Origin of the sequence: Microbacterium sp., from assembly GCF_049661145.1 — a bacterium.
GTDB lineage: Bacteria > Actinomycetota > Actinomycetes > Actinomycetales > Microbacteriaceae > Microbacterium.
This window is the reverse complement of the sequence record NZ_JBASZT010000366.1, coordinates 1-17,034: the sequence shown is the minus strand read 5'-3', so window position 1 is coordinate 17,034 and position 17,034 is coordinate 1. Positions and strand designations below refer to the sequence as shown.

Genomic DNA, 17,034 nt, shown 5'->3' with positions numbered 1-17,034 from the left:
GGCCCCGAGCGCCCACCTCCCGCCCCAGAACTCCTGTGCCTGGGTCGCCATGAGGTGCGCGGCGGCATCCGTCACCGTGCGCGCCGGCGCCGTCAGCCGATGCGAGCGCAGCCGCTCGCGCCGCAGCCGGTCCAGGTCCATGCCCCCATCCTGCCCGGCGTCGCCGACACACCCCATCGCCGAGCCGCTACGTTTCGACCGAGCCGCCACGAAACGACAGCGCGAAACATAGCGGTTCGGGTGAAACATAGCGGCTCGGCGAGGAGGCGCGCGCGGCGCGCGGGTCGAGGCGAAGGCGACCGGCATCGTGTTCGTCGGTGCCGGCATCCGGGGCTCCGACAACCCGCACGCCCCCGAGATCGCACCCGGCGTGTTCGCGCCGGTGCACCAGCACCTGTTCTCGGCACGGCTGGACGTCGCGATCGACGGCGAGAACAACCGCCTCGTCGGCCGCCGCCCGCGCGACCTTCGCGACGAAGCACCTGTGGGGCACCGCCTGCGCCTGCGGCCACTGACCGCGCGCACCGTAACAGAGTCGCGCCTAGGAATTTACGCCGCTGAAACCCACCATTGGCGGTCGGATGCGACATTTGACCCAACGATCCTTCAGTTAATGGTCACACTTGAGCCCCATCGTGACCTGTCCTCACCCCTGCCATGGAGCTCACTATGTCGCCCAACGCTGTTGACCCCGGATCCACAGACATCATCGCCATCGCCGACTCCCCCGTCATGTGGCTCTGCGCCGCGGGGGTGTTCCTCGTGATCATCGTGCAATCCCTCATCTACCTCCGCGCGATCCGCTCTTCCGCGGCGGCCGCCGACCTGACGCCCGCCCAGGTCAACGCGTCGGTCCGCACGGGAGCGGTCGCCGCGATCGGCCCGTCGCTCGCCGTCGCCCTCGTCGCGATCTCGCTGCTGCCCCTGTTCGGCACGCCCGCCGTGCTCACCCGGATCGGTCTGGTCGGATCGGCCGCGTTCGACCTCGCCGCGGCCGGCATCGCCGCGGGAACGCAGGACGCCCAACTGGGCGGCCCCACCTACACCCAGAAGATCTTCGCGATCGCCTTCGCCGCCATGACCATGGGTGGCCTCGTGTGGATGCTGGCGACGCTCATCCTCACGCCGCTGCTCTCCAAGGGCGATGCGACGCTGCGCAAGGTCAACCCCGCCGTCATGACGATCGTCCCCGGCGCCGCCCTCCTCGGCGCGTTCATCACGCTGACCCTGCAAGAGACCCAGAAGTCCTTCATCCACGTCGTCACCCTCGCCGTCTCGGCGGCCGTGATGGCCATCTGTTTGTTCCTCGCCCACCGCCTCGGCAAGCCCTGGCTGCGGGAATGGGGGCTCGGCATCTCCATCGTCTTCGCCCTCGGTACCGCATTCGTCATGGCATCGAACTCCGGCCTGCTCGGCTGATCGACCTCGAAGGAAAGGACATCGACATGAGCACTTCCTCCCCCGTGACCACCGGCGATCTGAGCCGGTTCGACCGCACGACCTCGATCTGGGGCCCCATCACGATGGGCGCCGGCTTCCTCGTCTCCCTCGCCGCCGCCCTCTACGTCGTCTTCGGCACGGGGCTCGGCATCACCGGTGCAGAGCTCTGGACGGCCGTCGGCGCGGTGCTGGCCACCTTCGCGATCATCGCGGTGATCGAGCCGATCTCGTACTACCCGATCCTCGGCCGCTCCGCGATGTACCAGGCGTTCATGATCGGCAACATCAGCAACAAGCTGCTGCCGGCCGCGATCGTCGCGCAGGCCAACCTCGATGAGAAGCCCGGCTCGCGTCGCGCCGAACTCATCGCCGGGTCGGCCATCATCGGCGCCGTCATCGTCCACCTCACGACGCTCGTGATCCTCGTCGGCGCGCTCGGCACCTGGCTCGTGTCGCTCCTGCCGCCCGAACTGATCGCGGTGGCCCGCGCCTACATCCTGCCCGCGGTCTTCGGCGCGGTCGTCCTGCAGCTCATCGTCTCGATGAAGGCCGTGCGCACCACGATCATCGCGATCATCGTGGCCGTGCTGGTGGACTTCGTCCTCATCCCGCTCGTCCCCTCGCTGATGTACGTCGCCACGGCGATCGCCGTCGTCGCCACGATCCTGCTGGCCTGGTTCCTGCGCGACAAGAAGGCGACCGCTCCTGCCGAGGTCTCGCTCGACTGAGCCGGGCGTCACGCAACAACTTTCAGGGGCGCTGCCGCGCCGTGGGGCGAGAAAGTCTGCCTACCTGATGCGAGACTCAAACGAAGGATCATCCCATGAGCACGCTCCTCCCCGACGAAGCCATCCTGACCGCGGCGATCGACGAGTACCGGTACCTCCACGCCCACCCCGAACTGTCCTCACGCGAATACGAGACGGCGGCCTACATCGAGCGGCGACTCGACGCCCTCGGCATCGAGAACTTCCGCTGCGGCGGCACCGGCGTGGTCGGCCTGCTGCGGAACGGCGACGGCCCGACGATCGCCTTCCGCGCCGACACCGACGGCCTCCCCATCGCCGAGGACACCGGCCTCGAGTATGCGAGCGAGGCCACCGGCATCCTCCCCGACGGCTCGACGGCCCCGGTGATGCACGGCTGCGGCCACGACACCCACATCGCGTCGCTGCTGGCGACGGCCGAGGTCCTGCTCGCCCACCCGGAGGCCTGGTCGGGAACGATCGTGCTCCTCTTCCAGCCCGGCGAGGAGACGGCCTGGGGGGCGAAGGAGATGGTCGCCGACGGGCTGTGGGATCGCGCCCCGCGCCCCGAGGTCGTGCTCGCCCAGCACGTCATGCCGCTCCCGGGCCAGGCGGTGGCGCTGCGCCCCGGGCGCATGGCGACCCTCGCCGACTCGTGGCGGATCACGGTGCACGGGCGCCAGGCACACGGCTCGCAGCCGGAGAAGTCCATCGACCCCGTCGTCCTCGCGTCGTGGATCGTCGTCCGGCTGCAGACGATCGTCTCGCGCGAGCTCGACCCGCGCACACCCGCCGTCGTGACCGTCGGCACGTTCCACGCGGGACTCAAGGAGAACATCATCCCGGCATCCGCAGAGCTCAGCATCAACGTGCGGACGCCCGACGAGGAGGTTCGCGCACACGTGCTCGGGTCGATCCGCCGCATCATCTCCGCAGAGGCCGCCGCCGCGGGCGCACCGGAGCCGACCATTGCGGAGCTCAACTCCTTCCCGCGCCTGGTCAATGACCCAGAGCTCACGCCGCGCGTCATGAGCGCGTTCGCGGAGCAGTCCGGGACGGATGCCGTCCTCACCGACGAACTGGGGATGGGCTCGGAGGATGCCGGATGGTTCGGCGACGCGATCGGCGTGCCGACGGTGTTCTGGGGCTTCGGGGCCTTCGACTCGGCGCTGTTCGCGGACGGCGCGTCGCCGGCCGGAAACCACTCGCCGCACTTCGCGCCGGATCCGCGTGAGGCGATGACGACGGGCATCACGGCCGCACTCACCGCGATCGGGGCCTTCCTCGCCGTCACGCCGGCAGACGAGGCAGCGTGACCGGGATGCAGGTGACCGACGACCTGTGCCGGGCGACGGCGCGCGAGCACATCGACCTGCTCGCCGCGGGCACCATCAGCGCCCGGGAACTGCTGCAGCTCCACCTCGACCGCATCGATCAGGTCAACGACAGGGTCAACGCCGTCGTCTCGATCGACCGGGACATCGCCGAGGCGGCGGCCGACGCCTCCGACGCCCGACGCGCCGCGGGGCAGCTGCGCAGCCCGCTCGACGGCCTGCCGACAGCGTTCAAAGACCTCGAGGATGCCGCGGGCTTCCGCACCACGCGAGGCTCCCGGCGGTTCGCCGACAACATCTCGACGAGCGACAGCGACGTCGTCGCGCGGATGCGCGGCGCCGGGATGGTGCCCATCGGCAAGACGAACACACCCGAGTTCGGCACCGGCTCACACACGATCAACGACGTCTTCGGTCCGACCCGCAATCCCTACGACCCGACGCGTTCGGCGGGCGGTTCGTCCGGCGGTGCGGCCGCCGCGCTGGCCGCGGGGATGGTCTCGGTGGCCGATGGCTCCGACATGGGCGGATCGCTGCGCAACCCGGCATCCTTCTGCAACGTCGTCGGGTTCCGCCCGACGCCCGGCGTCGTGCCCATGAGCCCCGGAGGCGACCTGTGGAACACGCTGCCCGTCAAGGGGCCGATGGGGCGCACCGTCCGCGATGCGGCGCTGCTGCTGTCGGTCATCGCGGGCGAATCGCCGCGCAGTCCGATCACCTTCCCCGGCGACGGCTCGCGCTTCGCGCGGGTCGCCGAAGAGGCCCCCGACCAGTCGATTCTGGCGGGACTGCGCGTGCTCTGGTCGCCGTCCGTCGGTGGCCTCGCGATCGATCCGGCCGTCCGCCGCGTCCTGGAGGAGCGCGCCGTGCCCGAACTGCGCGCCGCCGGCGCGACGGTCATCGAGAACTCGCTGGAGGCGGAACTGGCCGGCATCGACGAGGCGTTTCGCACCCCGCGGGCGCACGGCTACGCCGCCGGGTTCCGTGACGCCGTCGCGACGACGCCCGAGATCCTCGCGCCCGAACTCGTCGCCAACACGACGTGGGGGCTCTCGCTCACCGCCACCGATCTCGCGCGGGCCGACGAGCTGCGGACGCAGGCGTTCGCGCGGTTCGCGGAGCTGTTCACCGAGGTCGACGTCATCGCGGCGCCCGCCGCGACGGTCCCTCCTTTCCCCGTCGAGGAGCGCTGGGTGCGCGAGGTCGACGGCGTGCCGCAGAACGACTACCTGGACTGGATGCGCGCCGCGTGGCGCTTCACGCCCCTGGGCGGAGCGTCGATGAGCGTGCCGTGCGGCTTCACCGACGAGGGACTCCCCGTGGGCCTGCAACTGGTGACCGCGCCGCGCCGCGACGAGTTCCTGCTGCGGGTCGCGGCGGCCTTCGAAGAGCGGGTCCCCGCGTGGCGCGAGGCCCCCGCGATACTCGGCTGAGAGGACGGCGGGCCGGCGAGACTCTGCGAGCATGGAGCCGTGACCCACCTCGACGCACTGGACCGCCGGATCACTGCAGCTCTGCTGCGCGACGGAAGGGCGTCGTGGCGACGGATCGCGAACGTGCTCGGCGAGCCGGAGCGGCGGGTGGCGCGGCGCGGCTCGCGCCTCATCGAGTCGGGTGTCGTGCTGATCCACGCGCAGAGCAATCCGCGCAACCGTGACTCGGGCGAGGCGACGTTCCTGCGAGTGCAGTGCCATCCCCGGGCGCTGAGGGCCGTCGCCGACCACATCGCGGACGACGAGCGCACGCTGTGGGTGAGCGTGCTGGCAGGTCCCGCCCAGGTCGTAGGGGAGTACTTCCACGCCCACGACGAACTCGGCGACATCGTGGCCGACCTCGCCCGCCAGGGCGACGTCACGGCGATTGACGCCTCCCCCGAACTGACGTTCTATCGCACCGTCGGGGGCTGGTCCCCCGGCATCCTCACGGAGGACGAGCTGCGCGCGCTGCACGCACCGACCGACGCGCCGCCGTACACCGGCGGCTATGTCACCCCCGACGAGGCCACCCGCAGAATCATCGACGCGCTCTCCCACGACGGCCGGGCCCGACTCGAAGACGTGGCGAGCGCCGTGGAAATGTCGACCTCGACGGTGAGCCGCCGCATCGAGAGCGCCGTCGCACTCGGTCAGGTCTCCATTCGCGCCGTCGTCGCTCCCGCCCTCCTCGGGTTTCCGATCGAGACGGTCATCGCCGTTTCGGCCGCGCCGTCCTCGATCGAGCAGGTCGGGCGGACGATCGCGCAGCAGCCGAGCGCGCGGTGGGTCATCGACGACGGTTCGCGCCTGGTCGCCCAACTCGCCCACGCCGACCGCGACGGGCTGCACGCCACGCTCAGCGCCCTCCGCGCCGATCCGGCGATCACCGCTGTCGACCTGTCCCCGGTGATCGTGGCGGCGAAGCGCGGCACCGTGCGCTACCGCGACGGCGCGCCCGTGGCCGGGTCGAGTGTGACCGGCCAATAGCGGGCCAGGTCCCGGCATCCCTCGCGCCGTCGCTCGCCTTCCCCTCGCCGTACCTCGCCTTCCTTCGCCGAGTGCGCCGGTACGCACCGACCGCACCCCTTACGCGCCGTCCAGAACCGGCCCGGTCGGCGCCAACCGGCCCTCTCGGCGGCAACCGGCCCTCTCGGCGACGACGGCCGCGGCGACGGGGCAGGGCAGGCGAGTGCCGGCGCGTAGAGTGAGGAGTCGCCGCACCCGCGATGCTGCGGTGGCTAGCGCTCTGCAGAGTCGTGCTGTGCGGCGGCGGCTGCGCGATCCGTGAGCCAGTCGGCCGGCCGCGTGATTGCGATACTCCGATAGCTGCCGAGGTCGAGGAGGTCACTGTCGCCGGAGACGATCAGGGGCGCCTCACCGAGTTCGGCGGTCTCGATCACACGGTTGTCGTCGGGATCGCGGGATGCCGTGATGGTGACGGCGCCGAGCGCGACGGTCGCGGTCTGCTCACTGAGCACGCGAAGCAACGCTTCGACGTCCGCCACGAAGTCGGGGAATTTCACTGCGACGATACGGCGGACCTCGGTGAGAATCTCGGCGCTGACGACCAGGACCAGCCCCTCCCGCACGATGTCCTCGAACACGCGACGAGGCGTCCCCCCGAACACGAGCGCCGAGATCCACACGTTCGCGTCGACGACGACCCGCTCCGCCGGAGCGTCACGCATCGATGACGTCGTACACCTGCTGTTCGGAGGCGTAGCCGAGACGCCGCCCCCGCTCGTTCGCCCGGTCGAACACGTGTTGGAGTGCTTGTTCGGTCCGCAGCTGCTTCACGACAGCACGGCGGATGTATTCACTGCGCGTGGAGAACTCGCGCCGCGCCTGCTCATCGAGCTGCTCGACGAGTTCTTTCGGAAGCGAAATGTTGAAAGTCTGCGAAGCCATACAAAGAGTGTATGCATTTGGGAGGCACACGACGCTGCGGCTCGTGCTGTTTTCATGGCGCCTCGCTACACCCCGGCGACGAGGCCAGGTCTCCGTGTCGACGATTCCCGTGAGTGGGCCATCCATCTTGGTGACCCGAGCAGGTCGGGTGGTGGTTGTGCCCGCCGGTTCGTTTCCCGCTGGATGGTCACATCTTGATGCTCCCTGAGCATCAAGATGTGACCATTGCCAGCCGACAGCATCCGGGGCCACCACGAGGCAGAGCCGACGCACCGCGGAGGCACCAAGATGGATACCCCTTTCCCGTGATTTCCCCGCTCCATTCGAGCCGCATCGACGGCATCGATCGCTTCCGCACGGTCGTGAACGACTCCTTCGTCCCGCTCCGCGTGGACTGCGCCGGATCCGCCTTGCACGGGTTCATCCGCTCGGCATCCGCCGACGGCATCCATCTGACCGACGTCGGAGCGACGCCGCACCACGTCGAGCGCACCCCGGACCTCATCGCGCGGGCGCCGCGCGCGCTCTCGCTCGCTGGGCGCAGACCCGGCATCCGTCCCGGTCTGCGTCGTCGGCAGGGAATGCCGAAGCCCCCTCCGGCGCTGTTGTCGAAGCGGGTCAGCAGGTCAGCGGGTCAGCGGGTCAGCGGGTCGACAGGGGGCCCGCGGGTGAGGAGGATGCCGTGGAAGGTCTCGAGATCACGGTCCTGCTGGGGCTCGCCATCCTCGCCGGCACGGCCCTCGCGCCGCGGCTGCGCGTCGCGACGCCGCTGCTGCTCGTGGCGATCGGCCTGCTGCTGGGCTTCGTGCCACAGCTGCGCGAGATCCAGCTGCCACCCGAGACCGTCCTGCTGCTGTTCCTGCCGGTCATGCTCTTCTGGGAGAGCCTCACGACGTCGCTGCGCGCGGTCCGCCGGTCGCTGCGCTACATCGTCCCGATGAGCACGTTGCTCGTGGTCGCATCGGCGTTCGCGGTGGCGGGCATCGCGACGCTGTTCGGGATGCCGTGGCCCACCGCCCTGCTCCTGGGTGCCGCCGTGGCCCCGCCCGACGCGACCGCCGTCGCCGCGCTCGGGCGGCTGCTGCCGCAGCGGATGTTCATGAAGCTCAAAGCGGAGAGTCTCACCAACGACGGGACGGCGCTGGTGCTCTACGCGATCGCGCTCTCTCTTGCACTCGGTGACAGCGTGACGGCGTGGTCGGTGACCCTGACGGTGCTCGTCTCGTATCTCGGCGGCGCCGCGGCGGGTATCGCGATCGCGGCGCTCGCCTGGCTCGCGCTGCGGCGCTCGCGTTCCACGATCGTCATCAACGTGACCCTGCTGCTGGTGCCGTTCGCGGCGTTCCTGATCGCCGAACTCGTCCACGCGTCCGGCGTGCTCGCGGTCGTGTTCGCGGGGCTGATCGTCGCCTGGATGCTGCCGCACATCACGACGGCGGCATCCCGCCGACAGGCCGTCGCGGCGTGGCCGTTCGGCGTGTACCTGCTCAACGGCGCGCTGTTCGTCCTGATCGGACTCGAAGTGCAGTACGTCGTGCACGACATCGAGCCCCGCCAGATCTGGCTGCTGCTGGCGGTCACGGTGGCGGCCTGGCTCGCGCTCATCGCCGTGAGGTACGTGTTCCAATTGCTGTTCGCACCGTTCTCACGCCCACGCGCCGCGGCGGGAGGGCAGCGGTCGGATGCTGTTCGCGGCCTCGTCGCACGCGCGGCCGCGGGCTTTCGCGGACCCGGAAATCGCGGCCTTGTCGTGAGCACGGTCGCGGGCTTCCGCGGCGCCGTCTCGCTCGCGATCGCGCTGTCGGTGCCGGCGACCGTGACCGGCGCGGGCGACCTGTCAGGGCGCGATGCCGTGGTCTTCGTGACGGCGGGGGTGATCCTGCTGAGCCTGCTCGTGCAGGGCCCGCTGCTGCCGCAGGTCGTGCGGTGGGCCCGGCTGCCGGCCGACGACGTCGCGGAGGACGAGTACGAGCTCGCCGAGCGCACGATCTCCGGCGCGGCGCTGGCTGCCCTCGACGACCTCGCCGTCGAGCACGGGATCAGCGATGCCGTGCGCGATCGGGCGCGCCGCGAGGGCTACGAGCTGCTCGAACTCGCCAACGCCCGCGCCTTCGCGCGGCAGAACGCGAACGACGACGCGGAGATCGTCGAACTCGAGGGGATGCTGGACGCCCCCAGCGCCCCGGACCCGAGTGTCGGCGGCCCCGTCGACGGTGGGGGCGGCGACCGCGGTCCGGATGGTGGGCGCGATGGGGACGGTCAGGGCGTGGCGACGGATGCCGGCGGAGTCGCCGTTCGTCGGCCGATCCTGGCGAGCACCACGGCGGACGGGTCCGCGTCGGCATCCGTCACGTCGCTGGAGATGCTCGCGACGAGCACCGGCATCGACCTGACCCAGCGCTCCCCCATCGTCCGGTTCGAGGAGGCGACCCGGCTCAAGCTCGCGATCCTCGACCGCAAGCGCGACGTGCTGCTGCGGCTGCGCCGCGAGGGCACGATCGACGATCTCGTGATGCGTCGCGTCGAGGCGCACCTCGATCTCGACGAGGTGCGCCTGCGCGGCATTGAGCAGCTCGACTGACGCCAAAGTCCCGCATCCCTGGGCAGACTTTCTCGCACCCACGGCGCGGCAGCGCCCCTGAAAGGCCAATGCGCTGTGCGATATCGCCCCTGAAAAGCTGACGCGCTGCGCGACGCCCGCCCTCTCCGTGAGGGCGCCGCGAGATGCGGAAAATCTCGCCAGCTCCCCCGCCGCCACTCCCCGCCGCGCGCGCCCGCCTACGCCGCACATCGCCGCGTCGCCGCCGGGTCGCATCTGGTCACAATCTCAGGCGTGTAGCGACCATTCACGACCCCGCCAGCTTCACACCAGCCCACCGGCGAGACGGAGAGGCCACACCTGGTCGCAATCCCAGCCCCGAAGCGACCATTCACGACCCCGCAACAACCGAGCCCCGCCAGCCCCCCGGTTGTCAAGGCCTGGCCGCGGTCGCCCGCCCATGCGACGCTAGGACCATGCAACGTACTGTCACCAGCCGAATCGTCCTCAACGTCACCGACACCGCCGACCTCGTGTTCGCCATCGCCGTCTCGGACGCGTACGTCCCGGCATCCGAGACCTTCTCCGCCCTGCTCGACGGCGTGGGCGTCGAGGTTCGTGAACTGCCCGACGAGCACGGCGGCCGACTGCACCGCCTCACCGCCGCCCCGGGCGAACTCGTCGTCGAGTACGCCGCGACGATCGACGGACGGGCCGAGCCGCTCACCGCGAGCGAGACCGAACTGCTCGTCTACTCCCGCCCGAGCCGTTACGCCGAGTCGGACGCCCTCGCGCCGACCGCGGCGGCGCAGTTCGCGGGGATCGACGACCCTGAGGACCTCCTGACCGCCGTGTCGTCGTGGGTCGGCACCCAGCTCGCCTACGTCAGCGGCTCGAGCCTGCCGACCGATGGCGCCGTCCGCACGCTGCTGAACCGCCAGGGCGTATGCCGCGACTTCAGCCACCTGTGCGTCGCGCTGCTGCGCGCGAGCGGCGTCCCGGCGCGCCTCGTCGCCGTATACGCACCGGGCCTCGACCCGATGGACTTTCACGCCGTCGCCGAGGCGTGGGTGAACGACGCGTGGCACGTCGTCGACGCCACGACGCTCGCGCCACGTGGGACCCTCACACGCATCGCGACGGGACGGGATGCCGCGGACACCGCCTTCCTGAACGTCATGAGCGGCGCCGCGCAGCTCACCGAGGCCACCGTCACTGCGACGGCCGGCACCCTGCCCGGCGACGACCTCGACCGGCTCGTGTCGATCCGCTGATGCGAAAGTCTCGCAGCATGTGCCAGACTTTCTCGCCCCCACGGCGCGGCAGCGCCGCTGAAAAGCTGACGCGCAGGAGCGCTGCTGCACCGGCGGCGGCGCGCGCTGCACGAGATCTCCAGCATCCGCGCGTGATCTGTATCGTCTGTGGGGCGCCCTCGTCGACGGGAGCGCCCCACAGCGATCTCCGGAGCACCCTGGCATGACCGACCTGAGCGTCCTGTCCTGGGTGCTGCTCGCGGCGGCGGCGGTGGTCGTCGGCATCTCGAAGACGGCGCTCCCCGGCGCGGGGGCGCTCGCGGTCGCGATCTTCGCGGCGGTGCTCCCGGCGAAGACCTCGACGGCGACGCTCCTCGTGCTCCTCATCGTCGGCGACATATTCGCTCTCGCCCTATACCGGCGGCACGCGGAGTGGGCGACACTGCTCCGCCTCACACCCGCTGTCGTCGCCGGGGTGGCGCTGGGCGCTGGCTTCCTCGCGATCGCCGACGACACCGGCGTGCGGCGGGTCATCGGAGCGACACTCTTGCTCCTGGTCGTCGTCACCGTGTGGCTGCGGCGCCGGCCCGCGGCGGCCGTCCCGGTCGCCGACGGACGCGCGGCTCTCGTCGGCTATGGCGTGCTCGGCGGCTTCACGACCATGGTCGCCAACGCCGGCGGACCCGTCATGTCGCTGTACTTCCTCGCGGCACGCTTCGACGTGAAGGCGTTCCTCGGCACGGCGGCGTGGTTCTTCGCGATCGTCAATGTCACAAAACTCCCGATCGCTTGGGGCCTCGGTCTCCTCACCCCCGCGGGACTGTGGATAGATCTGCTCCTCGTGCCCGCCGTGGTCGTCGGTGCCCTGCTCGGGTGGTTCGTCGCCGGCCGGCTCACTCAGCGCACCTTCGACAGCATCGTGCTGATCCTCACGACCGCCACCGCCGTATACCTCCTCCTCGCCCCCTGAAACGAGCCGCGACCGCGACCACGCCCGTAGCTCATCGTGCGATGCGTTCGCGGAGGCGTAGCGGTGATGTGGTGGTCGGGCGCCACGCCCGGTGGGGGTCCCACCAGGACGGTCCACGGATCTCGGGCACCCCGTCTCGCGTGCGGACCTGCCACACGCCGGTGTCGATCGTGTGATGGTGAAACCAGCACAACGCGACGCCGTTGTCCGTCGACGTCGGCCCGCCGCGGGAGTGCTCGACCACGTGGTGGATCTCACACCAGGATGCCGGGACCCGGCACCCCGGGATGACACACGTCCCATCACGGGCGGCGATCACCTTCCGCTGCTGATGGTTGAAGACCCGATCCTTCGTGACCAGCGACACCACCCGCCCGCCCTGATCCGCGGTGACACGGAGAATCGCCCCGTCACAGCCGGCATGCCGGGCGACTCCGGCGGGGACGGGAGCGTCCTGCCCCGGCAGATGCGCCACACCCGACCCGCCGGCATCGGTGAGGTCTCCCTCCCGCGCCCACACCACCAGCGTCGGCGCCGCACCGCCCAGCGACGGCACCCATCCCGACGCGGCACCCCTGGTCAACAACGTCGCGAGCGCGTCGTGCTGCTTCTGCCCACGGGTGCGCCGATCCGCCGTCGCATCCGCGGGTTGCCCGTCGCCCTCCGCCCGGAACATCCGCCCTGCCGGCTGCGCAGCGGGGTTGAGGATGCTGTCGAACACCAGCTGCAGCTGCGCGGCCGTTTCGGGCAGCAGGTCGCCCCACACGTGCACGAGCCCGTCGCGTTCTCGCCCCAAGAGGAACGACCGCCGCCGCTCGGCACGGTCGGCTTTCGGTTCGACGCCGTCAGGGTCCAGCCACGCCAACCACACGTGCGCCATCTGCCGCAGCATGTCCGCGTCGGATGCCGGGGCACCGTCGGCGCCGCACCCGATCGCCGCGGCCGCCAACTCCACATCCGCGGCGTTTCGCGCGTCGGGATCAACCCGCCCGGCAGCGCCGCCGAGCACTTTCGAGACCGCGAGGAGCCCGTCGATACCGACCAGCCCCGCACGGAACACGGCAGCGACCGCCGGGAACCGTGCCGGGAGCTGTTCACCGTACGGGTCACGACCCCCGAACGCGGCACGACCCGCGGCGACCACATCGTTGGCGCTCACCCTCGAACACAACGTCACCCGCTGCACCAGCTCCCCCACCGTGCGGGCACCGTGACGGGTCGTCATCCGCTCCTCCCGTGGCCGCGCCGGGTTCGACCGTTCATCCGCAACCGCCGCCGCGGCAGCCTGGAGCGCTTCCGCGCGCCGCTGCACCCGCCCCGCGACCGCCAGCACCCGCAACACGTCGGCATCGTCTGCCGACGACAGCCCGCCGTCCGCCAGCATCTCGTCGACAAGCCCACTCAACTCGGCATCCAGCCCGGCGAGACGCTCGAGCGGGGACTCCACACGTGCGTCGAGGGTGGTCGCGGTGCCGTTCATACCCCCAATTCTGACGAGGGCCACCGACATCCAAACCCCCGATCAACGCCGCCAAACCAGACCTGTGGACAACTCGAAGACAAGCGCCCTGTGGACAACCCGAGCAGGCGCGGCGGCCACCGCTCGTCGCAGGTATCGGCGTGAACGTGCCGCATCGGCTCGCTCCGCGCCGCGTTCGGAGTCCCCCGATCGGGGGATGCCGCCCGCACCGCAACAAGGCCAGGCTGGGAGCATGGGCACAGTCGGCACGAGCACAGCGAGCACCCGCAGCGCGGTCGAGGTCGAAGACCTCACCCGCCGCTACGGGGACTTCACGGCCGTGGACGGCATCTCCTTCGACATCCGCGAGGGCGAGACGTTCGCCCTCCTCGGGCCCAACGGCGCCGGCAAGTCCACGACCATCGAGATCCTGGAGGGTTACCGCGATCGCACGGCGGGCCGGGTCAGTGTGCTCGGCGTCGACCCGCAGCACGGTGGGTTCGACTGGAAGGCGCGGCTCGGCATCGTGCTGCAGACCACCGGCGAGACCGGACTCGTCACCGTCCGCGAGCAGCTCACCCACTTCGCCGGCTTCTACCCGAACCCGCGGGATGTCGACGAGGTCATCGCCGCCGTCGGACTCGAAGGCCGCGAGAAAGTGCAGATCCGCCGACTGTCCGGCGGGCAGCGCCGACGCGTCGACGTGGGCCTCGGCATCATCGGCAACCCGGCGCTGCTGTTCCTCGACGAACCGACGACCGGGTTCGATCCCGAGGCGCGCCGGCAGTTCTGGGACCTCATCCGCGGCCTCAAACGCGAGGGCACCAGCATCCTCCTCACGACCCACTACCTCGATGAGGCCGCGCAGCTCGCCGACCGCGCCGGTGTCATCGCCGCGGGACGCATCGTCGCGCTCGGCCCCATCGACGAACTCGGCGACGCGAGCGCCCGCGTGCCGATCGTGCGGTGGCGGGATGCCGACGGCACGCTGCGCGAGGAACGCACCGACCACCCCGCCCGACTCGTCGCTGCCCTCGCCGACCGCGCCCCCGATGGCGGCGAACCGGAGGGGCTGGAGGTGATCCGCCCGAGCCTGGAGGACATCTACCTCGAGCTCGTCGCGGCGCACCAGCCCACTGTCGCTGAGGGGGTACTCGCATGAACGCCGTCGCCACCCCGGCATCCGCCTGGGTCACGCCGCTGCCCGCGGGTCGCGCACTGCGGATCGGACTGTCGCGCATCCGCTACGAGGTGCTCGGCTACTTCCGGCAGACCGACACCGTCTTCTTCACCTTCCTGTTCCCGGTGCTCATGCTGACGATCTTCTCGACCGCGTTCAGCAGCCAGAGCTTCGGCCCTCCGGGAGACGAGGTCACCGCCGCCGCGTACTACCTGCCCGCCATGCTCGCCGCCGGCATCCTGCTGTCCGGTGTGCAGAACCTCGGGGTCGACATCGCCGTGGAGCGCAGCGACGGCACGCTGAAGCGCCTGGGCGGCACGCCGCTGCCGGTGACGAGCTACTTCATCGGCAAGATCGGGCAGGTCTTCGTCACGGCCGTCCTGCAGTCCGCGCTCATCATCGCGGTGTCGGCGATCGCGTTCCAGGTGCCGCTGCCGACCGATGCTTCGGCGTGGCTCACGTTCGCGTGGGTGTTCCTGCTGGGGGTCGCGACCAGCGCGGTCCTCGGCATCGCGATCTCGGCGCTGCCGCGCAGCGGCAAGTCGGCGACCGCGGTCATCATCCCGATCGCGCTCGTGCTGCAGTTCATCTCCGGCGTCTATCTCAGCTTCACGATGCTCCCCGAGTGGCTGCAGTCCGTCGCGGGCGTCTTCCCGCTGCGGTGGATGGCCAGCGGAATGCGCGCCGCATTCCTCCCTGCATCCTTCGAAGCCGCAGAGCCCGGCGGCAGCTGGGGACTCGCGACGGGCGCCCTCGTGCTCGCGGCGTGGCTCGTGGTCGGGCTCGTCGCCTGCCGACTGACGTTCCGCTGGATCCGCAAGGATGGGTGAGTGACCCGGAGTCGCTGGTGGGACCTCATCGTCGGTGCGGCATGCGCGCTCGGCCTGATGGTCGCGTGGTTCGCCCAGCCTTCGGTGCCGCGAGCCATCGCGGGCATGGCGGGACTCGTCCTCATCGCGACGGCGTGGTTCACCCTCGGACGGCGCGCGCAGCTGGCGGCGGACCGCGGCGCGGCTCTCGCGCTGCAGACGGCGGTCGTCATCGGATCGGGACTCGCGGTGACGGCACTTCCTCTGCTGGCCACGGTGCAGGCCATCGGGTACCCGATCATCTGGACCACCTCGCGCAACCGCCGCGAAGCGGTCGGAGCGAGCACGGCGCTGGCGGCGTCCGTCGCCGCCGGATTCCTCGTGGCACGCGGAGTCGGCGTCGAAGGCATCACGAGCGGAGCGATCTCGGCGGGCCTATCGCTCGTGTTCGCGATCGCGATGGGCCTGTGGGTCTGGGCGATCCACGACGAAAGCGAGGCCCGCAGAGCGCTCGTCGCCGAGCTCACGGCGACGAGGACCGCACTCGCGGCGGCGAGCCGCGAAGCCGGGGCCGCCGCCGAGCGGGAGCGCTGGGCGCGCGACGTGCACGACACGGTCGCGCAGGATCTGACCGGGCTCGTGATGGGATTGCGACGCCTGCGGAGCGGCTTGCCCGGGAAGGTTGCCGCGGATGCCGACGCCGAGGACGCCGAGGATGCCGGAGCCGAGTCACGTGAGTTGGTCACCGTGTTGGAGACGCTCGCCAGCGATGCTCTCGCGGAGGCGCGGGCGCTCGTCACCGCCTCCGCGCCGCCGCCCTGGGCCGAGGAAAGCGAGGGCGGTGGCGCACCGGCCGCCGTGCGTCGTGTCGCCGAGCGTTTCGCCGCCGAGAGCGGCGTCGCGGTCGACGTCCGGATCGACGGGCTGCCGACGCTCAGCCGGGATCGCGAGGTGGTCCTGCTGCGCGTCGCGCAGGAGGCGCTCGCGAACGTCCGCAAACATGCCCGGGCCACGGCCGTCACGGTGCAGCTGACCGCGGCGGGCGACCGGGCGGTCCTCCGCGTCACCGACGACGGCATAGGTTTCGACCCGGCCGCGCCGTCGACCGGCTACGGCCTGCCCGGCATGCGTGAACGCCTGATTCAGGCCCGTGGCGCGTGGGACATCCGTAGCGGTGCGGACGGAACGACGATCACGGCGACCGTCCCGGTCGATGTGCCGCTCGACGAATCCCCTGACGAATCCGCTGACGAATCCCCTGACGAGGCGGATGCCGGAGCACACCCCGCGGAGGTCACGACATGATCCGCGTGCTGGTGGCCGACGACCATCCGATCGTGCGCTCCGGCATCGCCGCGCTCATCCGCTCCGCGGCGGATCTCGAGCTCGTCGGCGAAGCAGCGGACGGCGTCGAAGCCGTACAGCTGACGGCGGCGCAGCATCCCGACGTGGTCCTCATGGATCTGCGGATGCCCGGCCTCGCCGGCGACGAGGCGACGGCGCGCATCCTCTCCGACCAGCCGCAGGTGCGCGTGGTCGTGCTGACGACGTACGAGAGCGACGACAGCATCCTCGCCGCGATCGAGGCCGGCGCCCACGGGTATCTCCTGAAAGCCGCGCCGGAGGAGGAGATCCTCGCCGGCGTCCGCTCCGTCGCGGCCGGCGGCATGGCGCTCGCGCCCTCGATCGCCGCGCAGCTCGTGCGCGCCGCCGCGGCGCCTCCCACACCCACGCTGAGCCCGCGCGAGCTGGAGGTACTGACCGCCGTCGCGGCGGGACGCTCGAACCGGGAGATCGCCGCGACGCTGTACATCGGCGAGGAGACCGTCAAGACGCACCTGCAGAAGGCGTTCACCAAGCTCGGGGTCGACGGCCGCACCCGCGCCGTGACGCGCGCGATGGAGTTGGGCCTGCTGCCCGC

Annotated in this window: 15 protein-coding genes and 1 pseudogene; 13 read left to right on the top strand and 3 right to left on the bottom strand. The window is 70.9% G+C overall.

Going from position 1 to position 17,034, the window contains the following annotated elements:
• Positions 1-283: 283 nt before the first annotated feature.
• The 6 genes and pseudogenes from WBP48_RS15125 to WBP48_RS15100 all read left to right on the top strand — a co-directional run.
• Positions 284-766 (top strand): annotated as a pseudogene (locus tag WBP48_RS15125) (hypothetical protein); the annotation flags it as partial.
• Complete coding sequence (locus WBP48_RS15120) at positions 670-1,419, top strand: DUF5058 family protein (protein WP_424441579.1); 750 nt, start codon at positions 670-672, stop codon at positions 1,417-1,419. The pseudogene WBP48_RS15125 and the gene WBP48_RS15120, both read left to right, overlap by 97 nt.
• Before the next feature lie 26 nt (positions 1,420-1,445).
• A complete protein-coding gene (locus WBP48_RS15115) occupies positions 1,446-2,168 on the top strand; it encodes a hypothetical protein (protein WP_424441578.1) in 723 nt (240 codons plus the stop codon).
• A 95-nt stretch (positions 2,169-2,263) separates the two neighbouring features.
• Positions 2,264-3,502 carry an amidohydrolase gene (locus tag WBP48_RS15110; protein WP_424441577.1) on the top strand — a complete coding sequence of 413 codons (1,239 nt, stop codon included), beginning with the start codon at positions 2,264-2,266 and terminating at the stop codon, positions 3,500-3,502.
• 5 nt (positions 3,503-3,507) lie between these two features.
• Entirely contained in the window at positions 3,508-4,953 is a 1,446-nt protein-coding gene (locus WBP48_RS15105; protein ID WP_424441580.1) for an amidase, read from the top strand.
• 39 nt (positions 4,954-4,992) lie between these two features.
• Complete coding sequence (locus WBP48_RS15100) at positions 4,993-5,982, top strand: Lrp/AsnC family transcriptional regulator (protein WP_424441576.1); 990 nt, start codon at positions 4,993-4,995, stop codon at positions 5,980-5,982.
• A gap of 251 nt (positions 5,983-6,233) precedes the next feature.
• Here the strand turns inward: WBP48_RS15100 and WBP48_RS15095 are convergent, their stop codons facing one another.
• Together WBP48_RS15095 and WBP48_RS15090 are read right to left on the bottom strand one after the other, a co-directional pair.
• Positions 6,234-6,683, bottom strand: a complete 450-nt coding sequence (locus WBP48_RS15095) for a putative toxin-antitoxin system toxin component, PIN family (protein WP_424441575.1) — start codon at positions 6,681-6,683, stop codon at positions 6,234-6,236.
• On the bottom strand, positions 6,676-6,903 hold the full coding sequence (locus tag WBP48_RS15090; RefSeq protein WP_424441574.1) for a ribbon-helix-helix domain-containing protein: 228 nt from the start codon (positions 6,901-6,903) through the stop codon (positions 6,676-6,678). Before WBP48_RS15090 ends, WBP48_RS15095 begins: the two co-directional genes overlap by 8 nt.
• A gap of 682 nt (positions 6,904-7,585) precedes the next feature.
• On the opposite strand from WBP48_RS15090, the gene WBP48_RS15085 reads away from it, so the two are divergent.
• The 3 genes from WBP48_RS15085 (at position 7,586) to WBP48_RS15075 (ending at position 11,665) form a co-directional block, all read left to right on the top strand.
• Entirely contained in the window at positions 7,586-9,484 is a 1,899-nt protein-coding gene (locus WBP48_RS15085) for a cation:proton antiporter (protein ID WP_424441573.1), read from the top strand.
• A 434-nt stretch (positions 9,485-9,918) separates the two neighbouring features.
• Positions 9,919-10,716, top strand: coding sequence for a transglutaminase-like domain-containing protein (locus tag WBP48_RS15080; RefSeq protein ID WP_424441572.1), 798 nt, complete (start codon positions 9,919-9,921; stop codon positions 10,714-10,716).
• A 202-nt stretch (positions 10,717-10,918) separates the two neighbouring features.
• Positions 10,919-11,665, top strand: coding sequence for a sulfite exporter TauE/SafE family protein (locus WBP48_RS15075; RefSeq protein WP_424441571.1), 747 nt, complete (start codon positions 10,919-10,921; stop codon positions 11,663-11,665).
• Between the two features lie 31 nt (positions 11,666-11,696).
• On the opposite strand, the gene WBP48_RS15070 is transcribed toward WBP48_RS15075, so the two are convergent.
• Positions 11,697-13,145: a DUF222 domain-containing protein gene (locus tag WBP48_RS15070; RefSeq protein WP_424441570.1), complete on the bottom strand. Its 1,449-nt coding sequence runs from the start codon at positions 13,143-13,145 to the stop codon at positions 11,697-11,699.
• 232 nt (positions 13,146-13,377) lie between these two features.
• Here WBP48_RS15070 and WBP48_RS15065 point away from each other — a divergent pair, with 232 nt between their 5' ends.
• The 4 genes from WBP48_RS15065 to WBP48_RS15050 form a co-directional block, all read left to right on the top strand.
• Positions 13,378-14,286: an ABC transporter ATP-binding protein gene (locus WBP48_RS15065; RefSeq protein ID WP_424441569.1), complete on the top strand. Its 909-nt coding sequence runs from the start codon at positions 13,378-13,380 to the stop codon at positions 14,284-14,286.
• Positions 14,283-15,134 carry an ABC transporter permease gene (locus WBP48_RS15060; RefSeq protein WP_424441568.1) on the top strand — a complete coding sequence of 284 codons (852 nt, stop codon included), beginning with the start codon at positions 14,283-14,285 and terminating at the stop codon, positions 15,132-15,134. The genes WBP48_RS15065 and WBP48_RS15060 overlap by 4 nt, the downstream gene beginning before the upstream one ends.
• Positions 15,135-16,418 (top strand): sensor histidine kinase, encoded by a 1,284-nt coding sequence (locus tag WBP48_RS15055; protein ID WP_424441567.1) that lies wholly within the window; start codon positions 15,135-15,137, stop codon positions 16,416-16,418. It abuts the gene before it with no gap.
• Positions 16,415-17,034: response regulator (locus WBP48_RS15050; RefSeq protein ID WP_424441566.1), on the top strand; the 620-nt coding region annotated here is incomplete at its 3' end. The genes WBP48_RS15055 and WBP48_RS15050, both read left to right, overlap by 4 nt.